This window comes from Frigoribacterium sp. AP1, assembly GCF_056680555.1.
The window spans coordinates 2,636,858-2,657,335 of record NZ_CM155288.1; the positions used below are offsets into that span (position 1 = coordinate 2,636,858).

At 69.5% G+C, this 20,478-nt stretch carries 20 protein-coding genes; all 20 read left to right on the forward strand.

Translation table 11 applies throughout. The features are described from left to right. The first annotated feature begins 372 nt into the window (after nucleotides 1-372). The 20 genes from infC (at nucleotide 373) to tyrS (ending at nucleotide 19,982) form a co-directional block, all read left to right on the forward strand. Nucleotides 373-1,002: a translation initiation factor IF-3 gene (gene infC / locus AC1MBW_RS12590; RefSeq protein WP_082383600.1), complete on the forward strand. Its 630-nt coding sequence runs from the start codon at nucleotides 373-375 to the stop codon at nucleotides 1,000-1,002. 3 nt (nucleotides 1,003-1,005) lie between these two features. Next, the gene (rpmI, locus tag AC1MBW_RS12595; protein WP_043596704.1) at nucleotides 1,006-1,200 is read left to right on the forward strand and encodes a 50S ribosomal protein L35; all 195 of its coding nucleotides are present in this window, start codon (nucleotides 1,006-1,008) and stop codon (nucleotides 1,198-1,200) included. Nucleotides 1,201-1,230: 30 nt separating this feature from the next. Beyond that, the gene (gene rplT, locus AC1MBW_RS12600) at nucleotides 1,231-1,617 is read left to right on the forward strand and encodes a 50S ribosomal protein L20 (RefSeq protein WP_043596706.1); all 387 of its coding nucleotides are present in this window, start codon (nucleotides 1,231-1,233) and stop codon (nucleotides 1,615-1,617) included. A 125-nt stretch (nucleotides 1,618-1,742) separates the two neighbouring features. Continuing rightward, complete coding sequence (locus tag AC1MBW_RS12605; RefSeq protein ID WP_054147272.1) at nucleotides 1,743-2,543, forward strand: TrmH family RNA methyltransferase; 801 nt, start codon at nucleotides 1,743-1,745, stop codon at nucleotides 2,541-2,543. A 129-nt stretch (nucleotides 2,544-2,672) separates the two neighbouring features. Then, nucleotides 2,673-3,410 carry an amino acid ABC transporter ATP-binding protein gene (locus AC1MBW_RS12610; RefSeq protein WP_054147253.1) on the forward strand — a complete coding sequence of 246 codons (738 nt, stop codon included), beginning with the start codon at nucleotides 2,673-2,675 and terminating at the stop codon, nucleotides 3,408-3,410. A gap of 102 nt (nucleotides 3,411-3,512) precedes the next feature. After that, nucleotides 3,513-4,376 (forward strand): glutamate ABC transporter substrate-binding protein, encoded by an 864-nt coding sequence (locus AC1MBW_RS12615; protein ID WP_480024681.1) that lies wholly within the window; start codon nucleotides 3,513-3,515, stop codon nucleotides 4,374-4,376. A 75-nt stretch (nucleotides 4,377-4,451) separates the two neighbouring features. Then, nucleotides 4,452-5,120: an amino acid ABC transporter permease gene (locus AC1MBW_RS12620; protein WP_071257339.1), complete on the forward strand. Its 669-nt coding sequence runs from the start codon at nucleotides 4,452-4,454 to the stop codon at nucleotides 5,118-5,120. After that, nucleotides 5,117-6,034 carry an amino acid ABC transporter permease gene (locus AC1MBW_RS12625; RefSeq protein ID WP_054147256.1) on the forward strand — a complete coding sequence of 306 codons (918 nt, stop codon included), beginning with the start codon at nucleotides 5,117-5,119 and terminating at the stop codon, nucleotides 6,032-6,034. The genes AC1MBW_RS12620 and AC1MBW_RS12625 overlap by 4 nt, the downstream gene beginning before the upstream one ends. Nucleotides 6,035-6,128: 94 nt before the next feature. Then, nucleotides 6,129-7,169: a phenylalanine--tRNA ligase subunit alpha gene (gene pheS / locus AC1MBW_RS12630; protein ID WP_480024682.1), complete on the forward strand. Its 1,041-nt coding sequence runs from the start codon at nucleotides 6,129-6,131 to the stop codon at nucleotides 7,167-7,169. Next, complete coding sequence (gene pheT, locus AC1MBW_RS12635; protein ID WP_480024683.1) at nucleotides 7,169-9,679, forward strand: phenylalanine--tRNA ligase subunit beta; 2,511 nt, start codon at nucleotides 7,169-7,171, stop codon at nucleotides 9,677-9,679. Before pheS ends, pheT begins: the two co-directional genes overlap by 1 nt. A 59-nt stretch (nucleotides 9,680-9,738) precedes the next feature. Next, nucleotides 9,739-10,788 carry an N-acetyl-gamma-glutamyl-phosphate reductase gene (argC, locus tag AC1MBW_RS12640; protein ID WP_480024684.1) on the forward strand — a complete coding sequence of 350 codons (1,050 nt, stop codon included), beginning with the start codon at nucleotides 9,739-9,741 and terminating at the stop codon, nucleotides 10,786-10,788. Beyond that, on the forward strand, nucleotides 10,785-11,942 hold the full coding sequence (gene argJ / locus AC1MBW_RS12645; RefSeq protein WP_480024685.1) for a bifunctional glutamate N-acetyltransferase/amino-acid acetyltransferase ArgJ: 1,158 nt from the start codon (nucleotides 10,785-10,787) through the stop codon (nucleotides 11,940-11,942). The genes argC and argJ overlap by 4 nt, the downstream gene beginning before the upstream one ends. Beyond that, nucleotides 11,942-12,988: an acetylglutamate kinase gene (gene argB, locus AC1MBW_RS12650; RefSeq protein WP_082383599.1), complete on the forward strand. Its 1,047-nt coding sequence runs from the start codon at nucleotides 11,942-11,944 to the stop codon at nucleotides 12,986-12,988. The genes argJ and argB overlap by 1 nt, the downstream gene beginning before the upstream one ends. A gap of 2 nt (nucleotides 12,989-12,990) precedes the next feature. Beyond that, a complete protein-coding gene (locus AC1MBW_RS12655) occupies nucleotides 12,991-14,187 on the forward strand; it encodes an acetylornithine transaminase (protein ID WP_480024686.1) in 1,197 nt (398 codons plus the stop codon). Then, on the forward strand, nucleotides 14,184-15,104 hold the full coding sequence (gene argF / locus AC1MBW_RS12660; RefSeq protein ID WP_054147262.1) for an ornithine carbamoyltransferase: 921 nt from the start codon (nucleotides 14,184-14,186) through the stop codon (nucleotides 15,102-15,104). Before AC1MBW_RS12655 ends, argF begins: the two co-directional genes overlap by 4 nt. Before the next feature lie 53 nt (nucleotides 15,105-15,157). Next, nucleotides 15,158-16,360 (forward strand): argininosuccinate synthase, encoded by a 1,203-nt coding sequence (locus tag AC1MBW_RS12665; RefSeq protein ID WP_054147263.1) that lies wholly within the window; start codon nucleotides 15,158-15,160, stop codon nucleotides 16,358-16,360. Next, the gene (gene argH / locus AC1MBW_RS12670) at nucleotides 16,357-17,823 is read left to right on the forward strand and encodes an argininosuccinate lyase (protein WP_480024687.1); all 1,467 of its coding nucleotides are present in this window, start codon (nucleotides 16,357-16,359) and stop codon (nucleotides 17,821-17,823) included. Before AC1MBW_RS12665 ends, argH begins: the two co-directional genes overlap by 4 nt. After that, on the forward strand, nucleotides 17,820-17,957 hold the full coding sequence (locus tag AC1MBW_RS12675) for a hypothetical protein (protein WP_480024688.1): 138 nt from the start codon (nucleotides 17,820-17,822) through the stop codon (nucleotides 17,955-17,957). The genes argH and AC1MBW_RS12675 overlap by 4 nt, the downstream gene beginning before the upstream one ends. A gap of 31 nt (nucleotides 17,958-17,988) precedes the next feature. Next, entirely contained in the window at nucleotides 17,989-18,633 is a 645-nt protein-coding gene (locus AC1MBW_RS12680) for a DNA-3-methyladenine glycosylase (RefSeq protein WP_054147265.1), read from the forward strand. A gap of 110 nt (nucleotides 18,634-18,743) precedes the next feature. Then, nucleotides 18,744-19,982, forward strand: a complete 1,239-nt coding sequence (gene tyrS, locus AC1MBW_RS12685) for a tyrosine--tRNA ligase (protein ID WP_082383601.1) — start codon at nucleotides 18,744-18,746, stop codon at nucleotides 19,980-19,982. Nucleotides 19,983-20,478 lie beyond the last annotated feature (496 nt).

The following is a 20,478-nucleotide window of genomic DNA, read 5'->3' on the forward strand; positions in this document are numbered from 1 at the left end:
GGAGGTGTCGGGCGACGTGGCCGGTGCCGGATCGCCGAAGCGGGCGTCGGGAATGGGTGCGTCGTCGGGGGAGTGGCTCACGAACTGATCCTCTGCTAAACTCGTCCAGGCTCGGAGCGTCTGCTCCGTGCGAAAGTGGAGATTCTCCCACCCGCGCTTGACCGTTAGACAAGGTTACCGGGTTGTTGGCACCCCGTTCGATCAGCACCACCGTTCCGCCTCGCTCCTCGTCAGAGGAGCTCAGCAGACAGCGATCGAGCAGCCAGGGTGCAGTGTGACGTGTTCCTAGAGGACGCCCACACGAAACTCCTCTTTCTCTGGCGAGGCCGTCCGGTCCCGCCAGATGCAGAAGAAACGACAGAGGAGTTCCGCATCAGCGATCCCCGTACGAACGACCGTATCCGCGTCCCCGAGGTCCGCCTCGTCGGGCCCGCAGGTGAGCAGATCGGCGTCGTTCCCATCGCCATGGCCCTGCGTCTCGCCGCAGAGGCCGAGCTCGACCTGGTCGAGGTGGCCCCCAACTCGAAGCCTCCCGTGGCCAAGATCATGGATCACGGAAAGTTCAAGTACGAGGCTGCGCAGAAGGCGAAAGAAGCCCGTCGCAACCAGGCGAACACGATTCTCAAAGAGGTCCGTTTCCGCCTGAAGATCGACAAGCACGACTACGAGACCAAGCGCAAGCGCGCCGAGGGCTTCCTCCAGGGCGGCGATAAGGTCAAGGCCATGATCCTGTTCCGTGGCCGCGAGCAGTCGCGTCCCGACCAGGGTGTCCGCCTCCTCCAGCGCTTCGCCGAAGACGTCTCCGAATGGGGCAGCGTCGAGTCGACGCCCACCATCGACGGCCGCAACATGGTCATGGTCATCGGCCCGCACAAGAACAAGTCCGAGGCCAAGGCCGAGGCAGAAGCTCGCAAGGCGGCCAACAAGCCGCCGAAGCACCCGACGTCCGACGAGGTCCCGGCCGATGCACCGGCCGACCGACCGACAGAAGAAAGTAAGTAAGACATGCCCAAGCAGAAGACCCACTCCGGCGCCAAGAAGCGCTTCAAGGTCACCGGTTCCGGCAAGATCATGAAGCAGCAGGCCGGCATGCGCCACAACCTCGAGGTGAAGAGCGCCAAGCGCAAGGCTCGCCTGAACCAGGACCAGGTGCTCGCGCCCGCTGACGCCAAGGTCGCCAAGAAGCTTCTCGGTCACTGACCGCTGACACGAACGTAGAGGAACAAGAAAATGGCAAGAGTCAAGAGAGCGGTCAACGCCGCCAAGAAGCGTCGCGTCATCCTCGAGCGCGCCGAGGGTTACCGCGGTCAGCGTTCGCGCCTGTACCGCAAGGCCAAAGAGCAGGTCACGCACTCGCTCGTCTACTCGTACCGTGACCGTCGTGCCCGCAAGGGCGAGTTCCGCCGCCTGTGGATCCAGCGCATCAACGCCGCGTCGCGTGCGAACGGCCTGACCTACAACCGCCTCATCCAGGGTCTGTCCTTGGCCGGCGTCGAGGTCGACCGTCGCATCCTGGCCGAGCTGGCCGTCAACGAGCCCGCCACGTTCGCGTCGCTCGTCGCCACCGCCAAGGCCGCGCTGCCCGCCGACACCTCGGCCCCCAAGGTCGCCGCGTAGTCGCATCCGCACCACCCTCGAGGCCCGACGGCCCGACATCCACACCGGTGTCGCCGTCGGGTCTCGTGCGTCTGCGGCAGGCGCCCGTCCTCGTGCGGCATCATGGACGGGTGCCCCACGACTCCCTGCTCGACAATCCTCGTTCACCCCGAGTCCGGGCGGTGGCCAAGCTCTCGAAGCGCGACGCCCGCACCGAGACCCGCACGTTCCTGCTCGAGGGGCCGCAGTCGGTCGGTGAGGCGCTGGCCTTCCGGCCCGAGCTGATCGTCGAACTCTTCGGCACCCCGACCGCGCTCGAGCGCTACCCCGAGGTGGCGGCCGCCGCCGACGCCGAGGGCATCGACGTCCAGTTCGTCACCGAACCAGTGCTCGAGGCCATGGCCGACACGGTCACGCCGCAGGGCATCGTCGCCGTCTGTCGGCAGTTCCCCACGTCGGTGAAGGACGTTTTCGCTGCCGAGCCGAAGCTCATCGTGATCCTCGAAGAGGTCCGCGACCCCGGCAACGCGGGCACCATCATCCGGGCCGCGGACGCCGCGGGCGCCGACGCGGTCATCATGACCGGCCGCAGCGTGGACCTCTACAACCCCAAGGTCGTGCGGTCCACGACGGGTTCGCTGTTCCACGTGCCGGTCGCCGTGGGCGTCGAGTTGCCGGCGATCGTCGACCGGTGCCGTGAGGTCGGCCTGCAGGTGCTCGCCGCAGACGTCAAGGGCGACGACCTGCTCGCCGCCCGCACCGAGGGCCTGCTCGCCGAGCCGACGGCCTGGCTGTTCGGCAACGAGGCCCGGGGCCTCACCGACGTGGACCTCGCGCGTGCCGACCGCGCTCTGGTGGTGCCCATCTACGGTCACGCCGAATCGATGAACCTCGCGACGGCGGCCTCGGTGTGCCTCTACGAGAGTGCCTTCGCCCACCGCAGCTAGCGCCTCCTCGTCCAGCAGGAGGCGCGGGTCGGCTCCCACGGGTACGTCGCGTCCGAACACGTCGTTTCGTTTTCATTAAGAATCGACTGTGAATTTGACCCCGACCTGGGGGTCTGTTTGTGTGGGCGCATGGAACCCCTCGTCGTGGTCGACCACGTCAACAAGCACTTCGGTGACCTGCACGTCCTCAAGGACATCACGACGACGGTGGGCAAGGGCGAGGTGGTCGTCGTGATCGGCCCGAGCGGTTCGGGCAAGTCGACCCTCTGCCGGGCGATCAACCGCCTCGAGACCATCGACGACGGCGTCATCACGATCGACGGCACGCGTCTGCCCGAAGAGGGTGCGGCGCTCGCCCGTCTGCGTGCCGACGTCGGCATGGTGTTCCAGAGCTTCAACCTGTTCTCGCACAAGACGATCCTCGAGAACGTCATGCTGGGTCAGCTCAAGGTGCGCAAGCGCAGCAAGGCCGAGGCGCGGGAGCGGGCGATGCAGCTGCTCGAGCGCGTCGGCGTCGCGAACCAGGCCGACAAGATGCCGTCGCAGCTCTCGGGTGGGCAGCAGCAGCGCGTCGCGATCGCCCGGGCGCTGGCGATGGACCCCAAGGTGATGCTCCTCGACGAGCCCACCAGCGCGCTCGACCCCGAGATGATCACCGAGGTCCTCGACGTCATGGTGCAGCTCGCGAAGGACGGCATGACGATGATCGTCGTCACCCACGAGATGGGGTTCGCCCGCAAGGCCGCCGACCGTGTCGTCTTCATGGCCGACGGTCAGATCGTCGAAGAAGCGACGCCCGAGCAGTTCTTCACGAACCCGCAGTCGACCCGCGCCCAGGACTTCCTCGCCAAGATCCTGACGCACTGAGCGGGCGCGGCCGAGTCCGCGACCCGCGCCCGGCACCCTGACCGCCGGCCCACGACACCCGATCGCCGCCCGGCGTCCGGGTCACCCAGCAAGGAGATCAGAATGCGACTCAGCAAGGGATTCGTCGCCGTAGCCGCAGCAGCCGCCGTGGTCCTCGGCCTCTCGGCCTGCACCGACTCGTCGGCCCCGGCCGTCGACGTCGAGACGCCCGCCGACTTCGCCGAAGGCAGCACCATGGCCCGCCTCGCCGACGCCGGTGAGATCACCATCGGCACCAAGTTCGACCAGCCGTTGTTCGGCCTGGCCAACCCCGACGGCGTGCCCGAGGGCTTCGACGCCGAGATCGGCAAGCTCGTCGCCGCGAAGCTCGGCATCGAGGCCGACAAGATCACGTGGGTCGAGACCGTCTCGGCCAACCGCGAGCCGTTCATCCAGAACGGCCAGGTCGACCTCGTCATCGCGACCTACACGATCAACGACGATCGCAAGAAGGTCGTCTCGTTCGCCGGTCCGTACTACACGGCAGGTCAAGACCTGCTCGTGCTCGACGGCAACCCCGAGGGCATCGAGTCCGCCGACGACCTGGCCGGCAAGAAGGTCTGCACCGTCAGCGGCTCGACCAGCGAGAAGAACGTGGCCGAGTACACGACCGACATCCTCGCCACCGACACGTACTCGAACTGCCTCGAGCCCCTCCGCACCGGTGCGGTCTCGGCCGTGACGACCGACAACGTCATCCTGGCCGGGCTCGCCGACCAGAACGAGGGCGAGTTCGAGGTCGTGGGCGAGCCCTTCACCGAAGAGCCCTACGGCATCGGCCTGGCCCTCGACGACACCGACTTCCGGATGTTCGTCAACGACACGTTGCAGGAGGCCGAGGACGACGGCACCTGGGACGAGCTGTGGGAGAAGACCGCGGGCAAGGTGCTCGACACCCCGACGCCCCCCACGATCGACCGCTACTGACACCGCGCGGGCACCCGGGGCGGCCAGCCCCGGGTGCCCGTGTCCTGCCCCGACCGAAGGACCCCGTTGAACCCCTTGGACGTCATCCCCGGCTTCGACGCCGTGACCGACAACTGGCCCCGCTTCTGGGGCGGCTTCGTCACGACGCTGCAGCTGCTCGTTCTCTCGGGCCTCGGGGCCCTCGTGATCGGCTTCTTCGTGGCCGCCCTGCGCATCTCGCCTGTGGCCTCGTTCCGCACGTTCGCGACGGTCTACACCGAGGCGCTGCGCAACATCCCGCTCACACTCGTGCTCTTCTTCTGCGCCTTCGTCCTGCCGTACCTCGGTGTCGACTTCGGCACGTACTTCCCGTTGGCCGTCATCGGGCTGACGGCCTACACCTCGCCGTTCGTGGCCGAGGCCATCCGGTCGGGCATCAACGGCGTCCCGGTCGGGCAGGCCGAGGCGGCACGGAGCATCGGGCTCGGCTTCGGCCAGACGCTCGGCCACGTGATCCTCCCGCAGGCCATGCGCATGGTCGTGCCACCGCTGATCAACGTCTTCATCGCCCTCACCAAGAACACCTCGGTGGCGGGCGGCTTCTTCGTCGCCGAGCTCTTCGCCGCCGGCCGGTACATCGCCAACGACCGAGGTGACGCCGTCATCACGACGCTGCTCGCCGTGGCGTTCTTCTACCTGGTCGTCACCATCACGCTCGGCCGTCTCGCGGCCGTGGTCGAGAAGAAGGTCGCAGTCCTCCGATGAGCACCTCCGTCCTCTACGACGCCCCGGGGCCGAAGGCCCGCCGCACGTCGCGGATCATCTCGGTGGTCGGCGTCGTGCTCGTCCTGGCCCTGATCGCCTACCTCGTGTACCTCCTCGGTCGGCCTCGCATCAGCGCGAACGGTGCCGAGACACCTGGCGTCTTCGACTCTTCCCGCTGGGACATCCTGCAAGACCTGGCCCTGTGGCGCGCCATCGGCCGCGGCTGGCTCGGGACCGTCCAGGCCGCAGCGCTCGCGTCGGTCCTCGCGGTCGTGATCGGCATCCTGTTCTCGTTCCTCCGCACGGCTCGCTCGGCGTTCGTCCGCGTGCCCACGACGATCGTCCTCGAGTTCTTCCGGGGCATGCCCGTCCTGCTGATGATGCTGTTCATCCTGCTGGTCTTCTCGACCGGCGCGTTCTGGGCCGTCGTCGCCGCCCTGGCGGTCTACAACGGTGCGCTCATCGGCGAGGCCCTGAGGGCGGGCATCGCCTCGTTGCCCAAGGGACAGCGCGAGGCAGGGCTGGCGATCGGGCTCACGCCGATCCGCACGCGGTTCGCCATCGAGTTCCCGCAGGCGTTCCGTCAGATGCTGCCGATCATCCTGGCGCAGCTCGTCGTCCTGCTGAAGGACACGTCACTCGGCTACATCGTGGGCTACCTCGAACTCACCCGAGTGGGTCTCAACCAGCTCGGGTCGTACTACGGAAGCCGCTACACCTTCACCCTCTTCGCCGTCGTGCTCGTCGTCTACCTCGCGACGAACCTCCTGCTCTCGTGGGTCGTCCGCGTCGTCGACCGACGCACGGGTCGGCGAGCGGTCGTCGCCAAGCGCCGTGGTACCCCGAAGGACCCGGGCATGGCCGGTCGCGGCGGTCGCTTCGAGTCCGACCACGTGTCGGGCCGCGCGACCTGACCCGGTCCGTCCTCTCGTCCCCGGCCCGCGCCTCCTCGTCGACCTCGACCAGGAGGCGCGGGTCGCCTCCCAACGATCGCTAAGCTTGGTTCTCGTGTCAGACTCCGTCCCCCTCTCCGAAGACGCCGTCGCGTCGGCGGTCGACGCCGCTCTCGCGGCGATCGCCACGGCCGCCACCGTCGCCGAGCTCAAGACCGCCCGTGCGCAGCACGTCGGCGAGGCGTCGGTGCTGGCCCGCCTGAACGCCGGTCTGCGCGACCTGCCGAACGACCAGAAGGCCGCGGCGGGCAAGCTCGTCGGCCAGGCCCGGGGTCGCGTCGGCCAAGCCGTCGCCACGCGCGAGGCAGAGCTGGCCGTGCTCGAAGAGGCCGCCCGGCTCGAGGCCGAGACCGTCGACGTCACGGCCCTGCCGTCGCGTCGTCGCGCCGGGGCCCGCCACCCCCTGACGCTGCTGCAAGAGCGGATGGCCGACCTGTTCGTCGGCATGGGGTGGGAGGTCAACGAGGGCCCCGAGCTCGAGCACGAGTGGTTCAACTTCGACGCCCTGAACTTCGACGCCGACCACCCGGCGCGCGCCATGCAGGACACGTTCTTCGTCGACCCCGTCGACCGCCACCTGGTTCTCCGCACGCACACGTCGCCCGTGCAGATCCGCACGCTGCTGTCGAAAGAGCTCCCGGTCTACAACGTCGCTGTCGGCCGCGTGTTCCGCACCGACGAGCTCGACGCCACGCACACGCCCGTGTTCACCCAGCTCGAGGGCATCGCCGTCGACGAGGGCCTGACGATGGCGCACCTGCGCGGCACGCTCGAGCACCTCGCGCGCTCGATGTTCGGCGCCGAGGCGCAGATCCGCCTGCGCCCCAACTACTTCCCCTTCACCGAGCCCAGTGCCGAGATGGACGTCTGGCAGCCGAACGCCAAGGGAGGCGCGCGGTGGGTCGAGTGGGGCGGCTGCGGCATGGTCAACCCCAATGTGTTGCGCGCGGCGGGCATCGACCCCGAGCGCTACCAGGGTTTCGCCTTCGGCATGGGCATCGAGCGAACCCTGCAGTTCCGCAACGACCTCAACGACATGCGCGACATGGTCGAGGGCGACGTCAGGTTCAGCGAGCAGTTCGGGATGGTGGTCTGATGCGGGTTCCGCTGAGTTGGCTCGGCGAGTTCGTCGAGTTGCCGGGCGACGTGTCGCTCGAGAGCGTCCACGCCGCCCTCGTGTCGGTCGGTTTCGAAGAAGAAGACGTGCATGTCGGTGACGTGACCGGGCCCCTCGTGGTCGGTCAGGTGCTCGACTTCACGCCCGAGCCGCAGAAGAACGGCAAGACGATCAACTGGTGCCAGGTCGCCGTAGGTCCGAACGCGGCCACCGACCCGGACGACGTCCGCGGCATCGTCTGCGGCGCCCACAACTTCGCCGTCGGCGACAAGGTCGTCGTGTCCCTACCCGGTGCGGTGCTGCCCGGGCCGTTCCCGATCGCTGCGCGTAAGACCTACGGGCACGTCTCCGACGGCATGATCGCCTCGACACGCGAGCTCGGCCTCGGCGACGAGCACGACGGCATCCTCGTCCTCTCGTCCCTGGGTCTCGACCCCGAGGTCGGCACCGACGCGATCGCGCTGTTGGGTCTCGACGAGGCGGCGGTCGAGATCAACGTCACGCCCGACCGGGGCTACGCCTTCAGCATCCGGGGGGTGGCCCGCGAATATTCGCACGCCACGGGGGCATCCTTCCGCGACCCCGCGTCGCTCGTCTCTCCGACGCCGTGCTCGGGTTTCTCGGTCGTCGTGGACGATCAGGCGCCCGTGCGCGGCCGCGTCGGCGTCCAGACCTTCACCACGAAGGTGGTCCGCGGCATCGACGCGACCCGTCCCACCCCTCCGTGGCTCGCGTCCCGTTTGCGGCTGGCGGGGGTCCGCAGCATCTCGCTGCCGGTCGACGTCACCAACTACGTCATGTTCGAGCTCGGTCAACCGATCCACGGCTACGACCTCGACAAGGTCAGCGGCGGTCTCTCGGTCCGCCGGGCGGCTCCGGGTGAGCGCCTCGAGACCCTCGACGGCCAGGTCCGCGACCTGCACGCCGAGGACCTCGTGATCGCCGACGAGTCGGGTGCCGTCGGCCTGGCCGGCGTCATGGGCGGCGCCTCGACCGAGATCGGTGCGACCACGACCGACGTCCTCGTCGAGGCCGCGACCTTCGACCCCACGTCGATCGCGCGGACCGCCCGCCGTCACAAGCTGCCGAGCGAGGCGTCCAAGCGCTTCGAGCGCGGTGTCGACCCGCAGGTGGCCGAAGCGGCCGCCCAGCGCGTGGTCGACCTGCTCGTCGAGCTCGCCGGTGGCACGGCCGACACGTTCGGGTCACGGTGGGACGCGTCCACCCCTCCCGACACGATCACCTTGCCGGCCGACCGCGCTGCGCGCCTCATGGGCGTCGACTACACCGACGACGAGGTCTCCGGTGCTCTCACGGCCATCGGGGCGAGCGTCGAGCGGTCCGGTCACGACTGGCTCGTGACCCCGCCGACCTGGCGCAGCGATCTGGTCGACTCCGCGTCGCTCGTCGAAGAGGTCGCCCGCATCACGGGTTACGACCGCATCCCCTCGGTGCTACCCGTCGCCCCGGCCGGTCGCGGGCTGTCGCGTGAGCAGCAGCTGCGCCGGCAGGTGTCGAACGGGCTCGCCGCGGCCGGCTCCACCGAGGTCGCCGCGTATCCGTTCGTCTCGTCGGCCCAGAACGCCGCCTTCGGCTCGGCCGACGGCACCTCGTTGCCCGCCGTCCGACTCGCGAACCCCCTCGACTCGGCAGCGCCCGAGTTGCGCCGGTCATTGGTGCCGGGCCTGCTCGAGGTCGCCCGCCGCAACCTCGGTCGTGGTCTCGTCGACCTCTCGGTCTTCGAGGTGGGCACGGTCTTCCTGCCTGCCGAAGGCGTCACCTACGGCAGTGACGACGTCCCCTTCGGGGCCGCCCGCCCCGACGACGCGACCCTGGCCGCCCTCGCCGAGGCCCTGCCGCCCCAGCCACGACACCTGGGTCTGCTCTCCGTCGGCACGGTCGTCGACCGCGCCCCGGGGCAATCCGCCGTGCCGGCGTCCCTCGCCGACGTGCTCGACGCCGTGCGCGTCGCCGCGTCCGCCGTCGCCGCCGAAGTCACCTTCCGTCAGGCCCGTCACGTGTCGCTGCACCCCGGCCGCACGGCCGAGGTGCTCGTCGGTGACGAGGTCGTGGGCGTCGCGGGCGAACTGCTGCCGAGCGTGGCAGCCGAGCTCGACCTGCCCCGGGTGGTCGCCGTGGCCGAACTCGATCTCGACCGTCTGATCGCCCTCGCCGTCGTCGAACCGGGCACCTCGGCCCTGTCGTCCTACCCCGCGGCCACACAAGACCTGTCCCTCGTGGTGGGCGTCGACGTCCCCGCGGGCGACGTGCTCGCCACCGTGCGCGAGGGCGCGGGCGCCCTGCTCGAGACGGCCCGGCTGGTCGACGACTACCGAGGTGCCGGGCTGCCCGACGCGTCGAAGTCGCTCACCTTCGCCCTTCGCTTCCGGGCCGACGACCGCACCCTCACCGCGGCCGAGGCCTCCGAGGCCAAGTCCGGCTCCGTCCGCCTGGCCGGCGAGCGATTCGGGGCGGCGCTCCGCGACTGACACTCGCCCGGCGCCGCCGCCCCTGATCCCAGGCCGAATTCGAACATTAGGGTGGACGCATGCCTTTCTCCGTTGCCGTGGCCGGCGCGAGTGGTTACGCCGGTGGTGAGCTCCTGCGCTTGCTGGCCGAGCATCCCGACTTCGAGGTGCAGACCGTCACCGCGTTCCAGAACGCCGGTCAGCGACTCCTATCGGTGCAGCCGCACCTGCGCTCCCTGGCGCACCTGACCCTGGTCGAGACCACGCCCGAGGCCCTCGCGGGCCACGACGTCGTGTTCCTCGCGCTGCCCCACGGCAAGTCGGGGGCGATCACCGCCCAGCTGCCCGACGACACGCTCGTCGTCGACTGCGGTGCCGACCACCGATTGACCGACGAGTCCGCCTGGCAGGCGTTCTACGGTGGCGAGTTCTACGGAGCGTGGTCGTACGGACTGCCCGAGCTCGTCCTCGGCGACACCCCGGGCCGCCAGCGCGACGTCCTGGCAGGTGCCAAGCGCATCGCGGTTCCCGGCTGCAACGTCACCGCGGTCACCCTGGGCCTGGCACCCGGCGTGCAGGCGGGTGTCGTCGAGACCGCCGACATCGTGACCGTCCTGGCCGTGGGCCCGTCCGGGGCGGGCAAGGCGCTGAAGACGCATCTGCTGGCGAGCGAGCTCATGGGGTCGGCGTCGGCCTACGGCGTGGGCGGTAGTCACCGACACATCCCCGAGATCCGGCAGAACCTCCGCGTGGCCGGTGCCACCGAGGTGAACGTCTCGTTCACCCCGGTGCTCGTCCCGATGGCGCGCGGCATCCTCGCCACGACGACCGCTCGTCTCGCGCCGGGCGTCACCGCCCACGACGTGCGATCGGCCTGGCAGCAGGCCTATGCGAACGAGCCTTTCGTGCACCTCCTGCCCGACGGCGAGTTCCCCCGCACGGCCGACACGATCGGGGCCAACACCGTCCTGATCGGACTCGCCGTCGACGAGGCCGCAGACCGCGTCGTCGTGGTCACGGCCCTCGACAACCTCGTCAAGGGCACGGCCGGGGCCGCCGTCCAGTCCGCCAACATCGCCCTCGGCCTGCCCGAGACCACCGGCCTCGGCCAGAACGGAGTCGCCCCGTGAGCGTCACCGCAGCAGCCGGTTTCGAGGCCTCCGGCGTCGTCGCCGGCCTCAAGAGTTCGGGTGCGCCCGACGTCGCCCTGGTCGTCAACCGGGGTCGCAGCACGGCCGCGGCCGCCGTCTTCACCAGCAACCGGGCCAAGGCGAACCCCGTCCTGTGGTCGCAGCAGGTGGTCGCCGACGGTCGCGTGGACGCCGTCGTCCTCAATTCCGGAGGCGCGAACTGCTTCACAGGAGCCTTCGGCTTCCAGACGACCCACTCCACGGCCGAGACCGTGGCCGCCGCCCTCGAGCTGTCGGCGACGGACGTCCTCGTGTGCTCCACGGGCCTCATCGGAGTCGGCGACCAGATCTTCCGTGACAAGGTGCTCAGTGGCTCCACCGCGGCGGCCTCTGCCCTGTCGGCCGACGGCGGCCTCGACGCCGCCACGGCCATCATGACGACCGACACCAGACCCAAGCAGGCCGTGGTGGCGGGTGACGGCTGGGTGGTCGGCGGCATGGCGAAGGGCGCCGGCATGCTCGCTCCCGGCCTCGCCACGATGCTCGTGGTGCTCACGACGGACGCCGACGTCGACGCGTCGGGTCTCGACTCCGCGCTCCGCGAGGCGACCAGGGTCACCTTCGACCGTCTCGACTCGGACGGCTGCATGTCGACCAACGACACCGTCGTGTTGCTGGCCAGCGCCGAGTCCGGTGTCGCGCCTCCTGCCGACGTCTTCGCGGCGACGGTCACGGCGCTCTGCGCCGACCTCGCCGAGCAGCTGCAGGCCGATGCCGAGGGCGCCTCGCACGACATCCGCATCGAGATCGTGGGGGCGGCGTCCGACGGCGACGCCGTCGAGGTGGGTCGTTCGATCGCGCGCAACAACCTGTTCAAAGCGGCCGTCTTCGGCAACGATCCCAACTGGGGTCGCGTGCTCGCGGCCATCGGCACCACGTCGGCCGAGTTCGACCCGTACGACGTCGACGTGACCATCAACGGCGTCCGCGTCTGCCACGCCGGGGCACCCGATCGGCCGAGCGACGAGGTCGACCTGACCCCGCGAGCGGTCCACGTGCTCGTCGACCTGAAGACGGGCCCGGCCGAGGCGACCATCTTGACGAACGACCTCACGCACGACTACGTGCACGAGAACAGCGCGTACTCCAGCTGATGGGCGTCCACACGAGCACCGGCGCCACGGCGGCCGACGAGCAAGAGCTGGCCGCGGTCAAGGCCTCGACGCTGATCGAGTCGCTGCCCTGGCTGAAACGCTTCTCGGGCAAGGTCGTCGTCGTCAAGTTCGGCGGCAACGCCATGGTCGACGACGCTCTCAAGCAGGCGTTCGCCGAGGACATGGTCTACCTGCGCTACGCCGGTTTGCACCCAGTGGTCGTCCACGGCGGGGGGCCGCAGATCTCGGCCGCCCTCGACGCGGCCGGCATCGAGAGTGAGTTCCGGGGCGGCTACCGCTACACGTCGACCGAGGCGATCTCGGTCGTGCGCGACGTCCTGGCCGGCGAGGTCAACCGCGAGATCGTCGAGCTGATCAACGAGCACGGCGACCTGGCCCGCGGTGTCTCGGGCGAGGGCTCGACCTTGTTCGAGGGGCGCAAGCGCGGTGTGGTGGTCGACGGCGAGACCTTCGACCTGGGCCACGTGGGCGACGTGACCGGCGTCGACCCGTCGTCGGTGCTGGCCGAGATCGAGGCGGGGCGCATCCCCGTGGTGTCGTCCATCGCGACGAACACCATCGACCCCGAGCACGCCCTCAACGTCAACGCCGACGCCGCCGCGGGTGCGCTGGCGATCGCCCTCGGGGCGGCCAAGCTCGTCGTCCTGACCGACGTGGCGGGGCTCTACGCCGACTGGCCGAACCGCGACTCGCTCGTCGAGGCCATCACGGTCTCGGCCCTCACCGACATGCTCCCGACCCTCGAGTCGGGCATGATCCCCAAGATGCGCGCCTGCCTCGACTCGGTCGTGGGCGGCGTGGGCGGGGCGACCATCATCGACGGTCGCATCCCGCACTCGATCCTCCTCGAGGTGTTCACCCAGCGCGGGTCGGGCACCGAGGTGGTCCCCGACGACCGGGCGGCGTCGACCGGCGCCCCCGTCGTCACCTCGTTCGGCACCCCCGCCGGCGAGATCGTCACCACCGGGGGCACCGCCCCGGGTGGCCCTGCCGCGAGCGGCACCGACACGAAAGGACAGTCGTGACCATGATCCAGACCCAAGGCGGTACCTGGCAGCGCCGATTCGGCGACTCGATGATGCGCTCGCTGTCCACTCCGAAGGTGATGCTCGACCGCGGCGAGGGCTGCCAGGTCTGGGACGTCGACGGCAAGCGCTACCTCGACTTCCTGGCGGGCATCGCCGTGAACGCCCTCGGGCACGCCCACCCGGTGCTCGTCGAGGCGCTCACCGAGCAGGCGAGCAAGCTGATCCACGTCTCCAACTACTTCGCGACGGCCCCGCAGGTCGAGCTCGCCGAAAGGCTGACCCGCATCAGCGGCGCCGGCGAGCGTGGGCGCGTCTACTTCGGCAACAGCGGAGCCGAGGCCAACGAGGCCGCGGTCAAACTGGCTCGACTCAACCGGGGTGACGGCTCACGCACCCGCATCCTCGCCCTGCAGAACTCGTTCCACGGCCGCACCATGGGCTCGCTCGCGCTGACCGGCAAGCCGGCGCTGCGTGAGCCGTTCGAGCCGATGATGCCCGGGGTCGAGCACATCGACACGACCGTCGAGGCCCTCGAGGCGGCCCTCGACGGTACGGTGGCCGCCCTGTTCGTCGAGCCGATCAAGGGTGAGGCCGGCGTCGTCGACCTGCCCGACGGCTACCTCGAGCGCGCCCGCGAACTCACCACGAAGCACGGGGCCCTTCTGATCCTCGACGAGATCCAGACCGGCATCGGTCGGACCGGCTCGTGGTTCGCCTTCCAGCAGCACGACATCGTCCCCGACGCCATCACCGTCGCCAAGGGCATCGCCGGGGGAGTCCCGATCGGTGCGCTCATCACCTTCGGCGACACGTCCGACCTGTTCGAGGCCGGGCAGCACGGCAGCACCTTCGGCGGCAACCCGCTCGCCACCGCCGCGGCCAACGCCGTGCTCGGCGAGATCGAGGCCAGCCAGCTCGTGCTCAACGCGATCGTCCGCGGCGACCAGCTGCGTGCGGCTATCGCATCCATCGGTTCGCCCCTCGTCCGCGAGGTCCGGGGCAACGGCCTCCTCATCGGCCTGGGGCTGGCGCAGCCCGTCGCGGCCCGGGTCGCCGCCGACGCCCTCGAAGCCGGCCTCATCGTCAACGCGCCGAACGACTCGAGCATCCGCCTCGCGCCTCCTCTGATCGTCGGCGACGACGAGATCGCCGAGTTCACCCAGATCATGACCACCGTCCTGAAAGGCCTCGAATGACCCGCCACTTCCTCCGGGACGACGACCTGACCACGGCCGAGCAGCTCGAGGTGCTCGACCTCGCCGACGAGCTCAAGCGCGACCGCTGGTCGCAGCGGCCGCTGGCCGGTCCGCAGACCGTCGCCGTCATCTTCGACAAGTCGTCGACGCGTACCCGGGTGTCGTTCGCGGTCGGCATCGCCGACCTCGGCGGCAGCCCGTTGATCATCGCCACGGCGAACAGCCAGCTGGGCGGCAAGGAGACCCCGTCCGACACGGCGCGCGTCCTCGAGCGCATGGTGTCCGCCATCGTCTGGCGCACCTACGCGCAGTCCGGCCTCGAAGAGATGGCGGCCGGCACGACCGTGCCCGTCGTCAACGCCCTGAGTGACGACTTCCACCCGTGCCAGCTGCTCGCCGACCTGCAGACCATCCGCGAGAAGAAGGGCACGCTCGCCGGGCTCTCGGTGGCGTTCGTCGGTGACGGACGCTGCAACATGGGCCAGTCGTACCTGCTGGCCTGCGCGACCGCGGGCATGCACGTCCGCATCGGCGCCCCCGAGGGCTTCCTGCCCGACCCGACCGTCGTCACCGACGCCGAGGCGATCGCCGCGCGGACAGGCGGCTCCGTCCTGGTCACCACCGACGCGACCGAGGCCGTCGCAGGAGTCGACGTCGTCGTGACCGACACCTGGGTCTCGATGGGCAAGGAAGACGAGAAAGACGAACGAGTCGCCGTCTTCGGATCGTTCAAGGTCGACCAGGCGTTGATGGCCCAGGCCGACGACGACGCGATCTTCCTGCACTGCCTCCCTGCCGACCGCGGGTACGAGGTCACGGCCGACGTCATCGACGGCCCGACCAGTGTCATCTGGGACGAGGCCGAGAACCGGCTGCACGCTCAGAAGGCGCTGCTCACCTGGCTGCTGGCCCGCTGAGCACCCCCACCACCGCACACACGTAGCCACACCCACACAACACAAGGAGAACCATGGCGGAACGCGTCGTCCTCGCATACTCAGGAGGCCTCGACACCTCGGTCGGCATCGGCTGGTTGGCCGATGCCACCGGAAAAGAGGTGGTCGCCCTCGCCGTCGACGTCGGACAGGGCGGCGAGGACATGGAAGACATCCGGCAGCGCGCCCTCGACTGCGGAGCGGTCGAGTCGGTCGTCGTGGACGCCAAAGAGGAATTCGGCACCGACTACCTGATGCCGGCCCTCAAGGCCAACGCGCTGTACCAGAAGACCTACCCGTTGGTCTCCGCCCTCAGCCGCCCGTTGATCGCCCGCCACCTGGCGTCGGTCGCGAAAGAGCTGGGCGCGAACAGCGTCGCCCACGGCTGCACCGGCAAGGGCAACGACCAGGTCCGCTTCGAGGCGGCCGTCGCGGCCCTCGCTCCCGACCTGACGAGCATCGCCCCGGTCCGCGACCTGGCCCTCACCCGGGACAAGGCGATCGTGTACGCGGAAGAGCACAACCTGCCCATCCGCCAGAGCGCCAAGAACCCCTACTCGATCGACAAGAACGTCTGGGGCCGCGCGGTCGAGACCGGATTCCTCGAGGACCCCTGGAACGCCCCGATCGAAGACCTGTACGAGTACACGCAAGACCCGGCGATCGTCAAGGACGCCGACGAGGTCGTCATCACGTTCGAGGCCGGCGTCCCGACCGCGATCGACGGCGTGGCGTTCACCCCGCTGGGCATCGTCGAGCGCATGAACGAGCTCGCCGGCAAGCACGGCGTCGGCCGCATCGACGTCGTCGAGGACCGTCTCGTCGGCATCAAGAGCCGCGAGGTCTACGAGGCACCCGGCGCGATGGCCCTCATCGCCGCGCACGAGGCGCTCGAGGCCCTGACCATCGAGCGCGACCTCGGTCGCTACAAGCGCGGGGTCGAGGCCGAATGGTCGAACCTGGTCTACGACGGCCTGTGGTTCTCGGGTCTCAAGCGCTCGCTCGACGTCTTCATCGACGACACGCAGAAGTACGTGTCGGGCGAGATCCGTCTCAAGCTGCAGGGCGGACGCGCGGTCGTCACCGGGCAGAAGAGCGACGCGAGCCTCTACGACTTCGACCTCGCGACCTACGACACGGGCGACACCTTCGACCAGTCCCTGTCGAAGGGCTTCATCGAGATCTGGTCGCTGCCCAGCAAGATCTCGGCTCGTCGCGACCTGGCCCACGGGGCGTGACCGACGCCATCGGGTTCGGCGACGGGCCCGGCAAGAACGAGCGCGCCGGCGAGGCGGGTGCCCTCTGGGGCGGCCGCTTCGCCTCCGGGCCGTCCGCCGAGCTCGCGGCGCTGAGCAAGTCCACGCAATTCGACTGGCAGCTGGCCTCGTACGACATCGCCGGGTCCCGGGCTCATGCCCGTGCCCTGGCGTCGGCGGGTTACCTCGACGCGTCCGAGCTCGACGCCATGCTGTCGGCTCTGGACCGGCTCGAGTCGGACGTGCTCGACGGGACGTTCACCGCCGCCGAGTCCGACGAGGACGTCCACTCCGCCCTCGAGCGAGGGCTCATCGGCATCGCCGGTGTCGAGCTCGGCGGCAAGCTCCGGGCGGGGCGCAGCCGGAACGACCAGATCGCGACGCTCGTTCGCTTGTACCTGCGCGACCACGCCCGTGTCATCGGTCGGCAGGTCGTCGACCTGGTCGACGCCATCGCGGGTCAGGCGACGGCTCACCCGACTGCTGTCATGCCCGGCCGCACGCATCTCCAGCACGCCCAGCCGGTCCTGCTGGCGCACCACCTGCTCGCGCACGCCTGGCCCCTGGTCCGCGACCTCGAGCGCCTGCGCGACTGGTCGCGTCGGGCCGGTGCCTCGCCCTACGGGGCGGGCGCCCTCGCCGGCAGCTCGCTGGGGCTCGACCCACTGCTGGTGGCGACCGATCTCGGGTTCGACCGCACGACTGAGAACTCGATCGACGCGACGGCCAGTCGCGACGTGGTGTCCGAGTTCGCGTTCGTCACGGCGTCCATCGGCATCGACCTCTCCCGGCTCGCCGAAGAGATCATCCTCTGGAACACGCGCGAGTTCGGCTTCGTCCGACTGCACGACGCGTTCTCGACCGGGTCGAGCATCATGCCGCAGAAGAAGAACCCCGACATCGCCGAGCTCGCGCGCGGCAAGTCGGGCCGACTCATCGGCAACCTGACCGGTCTGCTCGCGACGCTCAAGGGGTTGCCGCTGGCGTACAACCGGGATCTGCAAGAAGACAAAGAACCGGTGTTCGACTCGGTCGGCCAGCTCGAAGTCCTGCTCCCGGCGTTCACGGGCATGGTCGCGACCCTCGACTTCGACGAGCAACGCATGGCCGAGCTCGCCCCGCAGGGGTTCTCGCTCGCGACCGACGTCGCCGAGTGGCTCGTCCGTCAGGGGGTCCCGTTCCGTGACGCGCACGAGATCAGCGGCGAACTGGTCCGGTTCTGCGAGCAGCACGACCTCGAGCTGCACGAGCCCTCCGACGAGCAGTACCGGTCGATCTCGACGCACCTCACGCCCGAGATCCGTCCGGTCCTGACTGTCGAGGGCTCCATCGCCAGCCGTCGCGGTGCCGGCGGCACGGCCCCCGAGCGGGTCGCCGAGCAGCTCGCGCAGCTCACCGAGCAGATGCGACACCTCGTCCAGGCCCTCGCCCCGGCGGCGGCGTGAGTCGTCGACGACCGGGGTCTCGAGACGACCAGCCGGTCCGTACCTGGGTCGTGCCGGTCGTCGTCGCGATCGCCGTGGCTGTGCTCGTCGCCGTCGCGGTGATCGCGGTCGCCAGCGGCCAGCGCTTCTTCTGACCGCGATGATCGCGGTGGACGCGGGGGAGCGGTGACGACGACACCGGCCGACGACGTCTTGGCGGCATTGCTGGCCGAGCCGGCGCTGGCCGTCGCGCCGCGCCTCCTCGGCTCGGTCTTCTGGTCGGGTGGTGTGGGGGTGCGCCTGACCGAGGTCGAGGCGTACCACGGCCAGGGGCAGGACCCCGGTTCGCACGCGCACCGGGGTCCGTCGGCCCGCAACGGCAGCATGTTCGAAGGCGGCGGGACGCTCTACGTCTACCTGTCGTACGGCATCCACCGCTGCGTCAACATCGTGTGCGGTCCCGAGGGCTACGCGTCCGGTGTCCTGTTGCGCTCGGGTGAGGTGGTGGCCGGCGTCGACGAGGCGCGAGCCCGCCGGTCGACGTCGCGGACCCCGGCGGACCTGGCTCGCGGTCCCGGCCGACTCGGTTCCGCGCTCGGCATCGAGCTCGACGACGACGGCTCGCGCCTCGTCGCCGACACCCCCGGTCAGGAGGCGCGGTTCCGGTTGCGCCTCCCGTCCGCACCGGTCGGCCCGATCGCCGCCGGCCCGCGTGTCGGTGTGTCGGGTCACGCCGGTGGTGACGCTTTCCCTTGGCGGTTCTCACTGGAGGGTGATCGGACGGTCTCGCCGTACCGCGCCGCCGTCTCGAGAGGGCGCGGTGGGGCGTGACGGCCGAGACGGTGGCCGCTGGTAGCGTTTCGCGGGTGACCAGTGAAACGACCGCAGACGTCCTGGCCGCCCAGAGCAACGATCCCTCGTTCGACGACGTGTGGGACGAGATGCAGTGGCGCGGCCTGGTGCACGTCTCGACCGACGCCGACGCCCTGAAGACCCTGCTCGCCGGCCCGCCGATCACGTACTACTGCGGCTTCGACCCGACCGCCCCCAGCCTGCACCTCGGCAATCTCGTGCAGTTGCTCACCATGCGTCGGCTCCAGCTCGCCGGTCACCGGCCCCTGGGTCTCGTGGGTGGGTCCACCGGTCTCATCGGCGATCCGCGTCCGACGGCCGAACGGGTGCTCAAGACACCCGAGCAGACGGCCGAGTGGGTCGACCGCATCCGCGTGCACGTCGAGAAGTTCCTCTCGCCCGACGGTGACAACGGTCTCCGGGTGGTGAACAACCTCGACTGGACGTCCCCGCTCAGCGCCATCGAGTTCTTGCGTGACATCGGCAAGAACTTCCGCGTCAACACGATGCTCAAGAAAGACGCCGTGGCCGCGCGTCTGAACTCCGACGCCGGCATCAGCTACACCGAGTTCAGCTACCAGATCCTCCAGGGGCTCGACTTCCGTGAGCTCTACCGCAGCTACGACTGCGTCCTGCAGACGGGTGGCAGCGACCAGTGGGGCAACCTGACCAGCGGCACCGAGCTGATCCGCCGTACCGAGGGCGTCTCGGTGCACGCGATCGGCACGCCGCTGATCACCAACACCGACGGCACCAAGTTCGGCAAGAGCGAGGGCAACGCGGTCTGGCTCGACCCCGAACTGACCAGCCCGTACGCGATGTACCAGTTCTGGCTCAACACCGACGACGCCGACGTCGTCCCACGGCTCAAGGTGTTCACGTTCCTCTCGCGTACCGAGATCGAGCGGCTCGAGAAGGCCGTCGCCGACGAACCCTTCCGTCGGGAGGCGCAGCGGGCGTTGGCCTGGAACGTCACGTCCCTGGTCCACGGCACCGCGGCCACCCAGTCGGCCATCGACGCCGCCGCGGCCCTCTTCGGCCAGGGCGATCTCGCCGTCCTCGATCAGCAGACGCTCGCCAGTGCGATCGCGGAATTGCCGGCAGCGACGGCCGACGAATCGACCACCATCGCGCAGGCGTTGGTCGACACCGGACTCGTCGCCTCGTTGGGTGCGGCTCGCCGGGCCACGGCCGAGGGCGGGGTCTACGTGAACAACGCCCGGGTCGAGAACGGTGAAGCCCTCGTGGCTGATTCTCGACTCGACGGGGGAGTCGTCGTACTCCGGCGCGGCAAGAAGACCCTGGCCGGTGTGACCGTGAAGGTCTGATCCCGAGCCGGCATGCTGCGTCAGAAAAGCCCGCTTCCTCTTCGAGGAAGCGGGCTTCTGTCGTCCCGGCACGGGCTCAGAGCTCCGATCCCCGTGTTTCTGGGCCTGTCCCCGGCGACACGCCCGGGATGCACGGGAGTTTGGGGGTGGGGGCCGGGGGCTGTGTAGAGTAATCCAAGTCAGCCCAAAGGTGCGGCGGAGCGGCTAGGACAGTGATCAGAGATGGTCCCGATCCGGAGCTTCCCGGCCTCAAGTGGTGGCATCCTCCCCGAGAACGGGTCGCTTGCGACTCGTGGTTCGTGTGGTAGGGTTTCAAATCCATCCTCTGGTTCACACCAGGTGCTGGTCTTCACGTGGTGGGGATCGGAAATCGAGTCGTTTCGACTTGGTCCATCGGGATGGTATGGTTCCACAGCTGCTTCGAGCGAAGGTCTTTCCGGCCGGGACTCGGGTGCGTTTGGTCCTTGAGAACTCAACAGCGTGCACATTGTCAAAT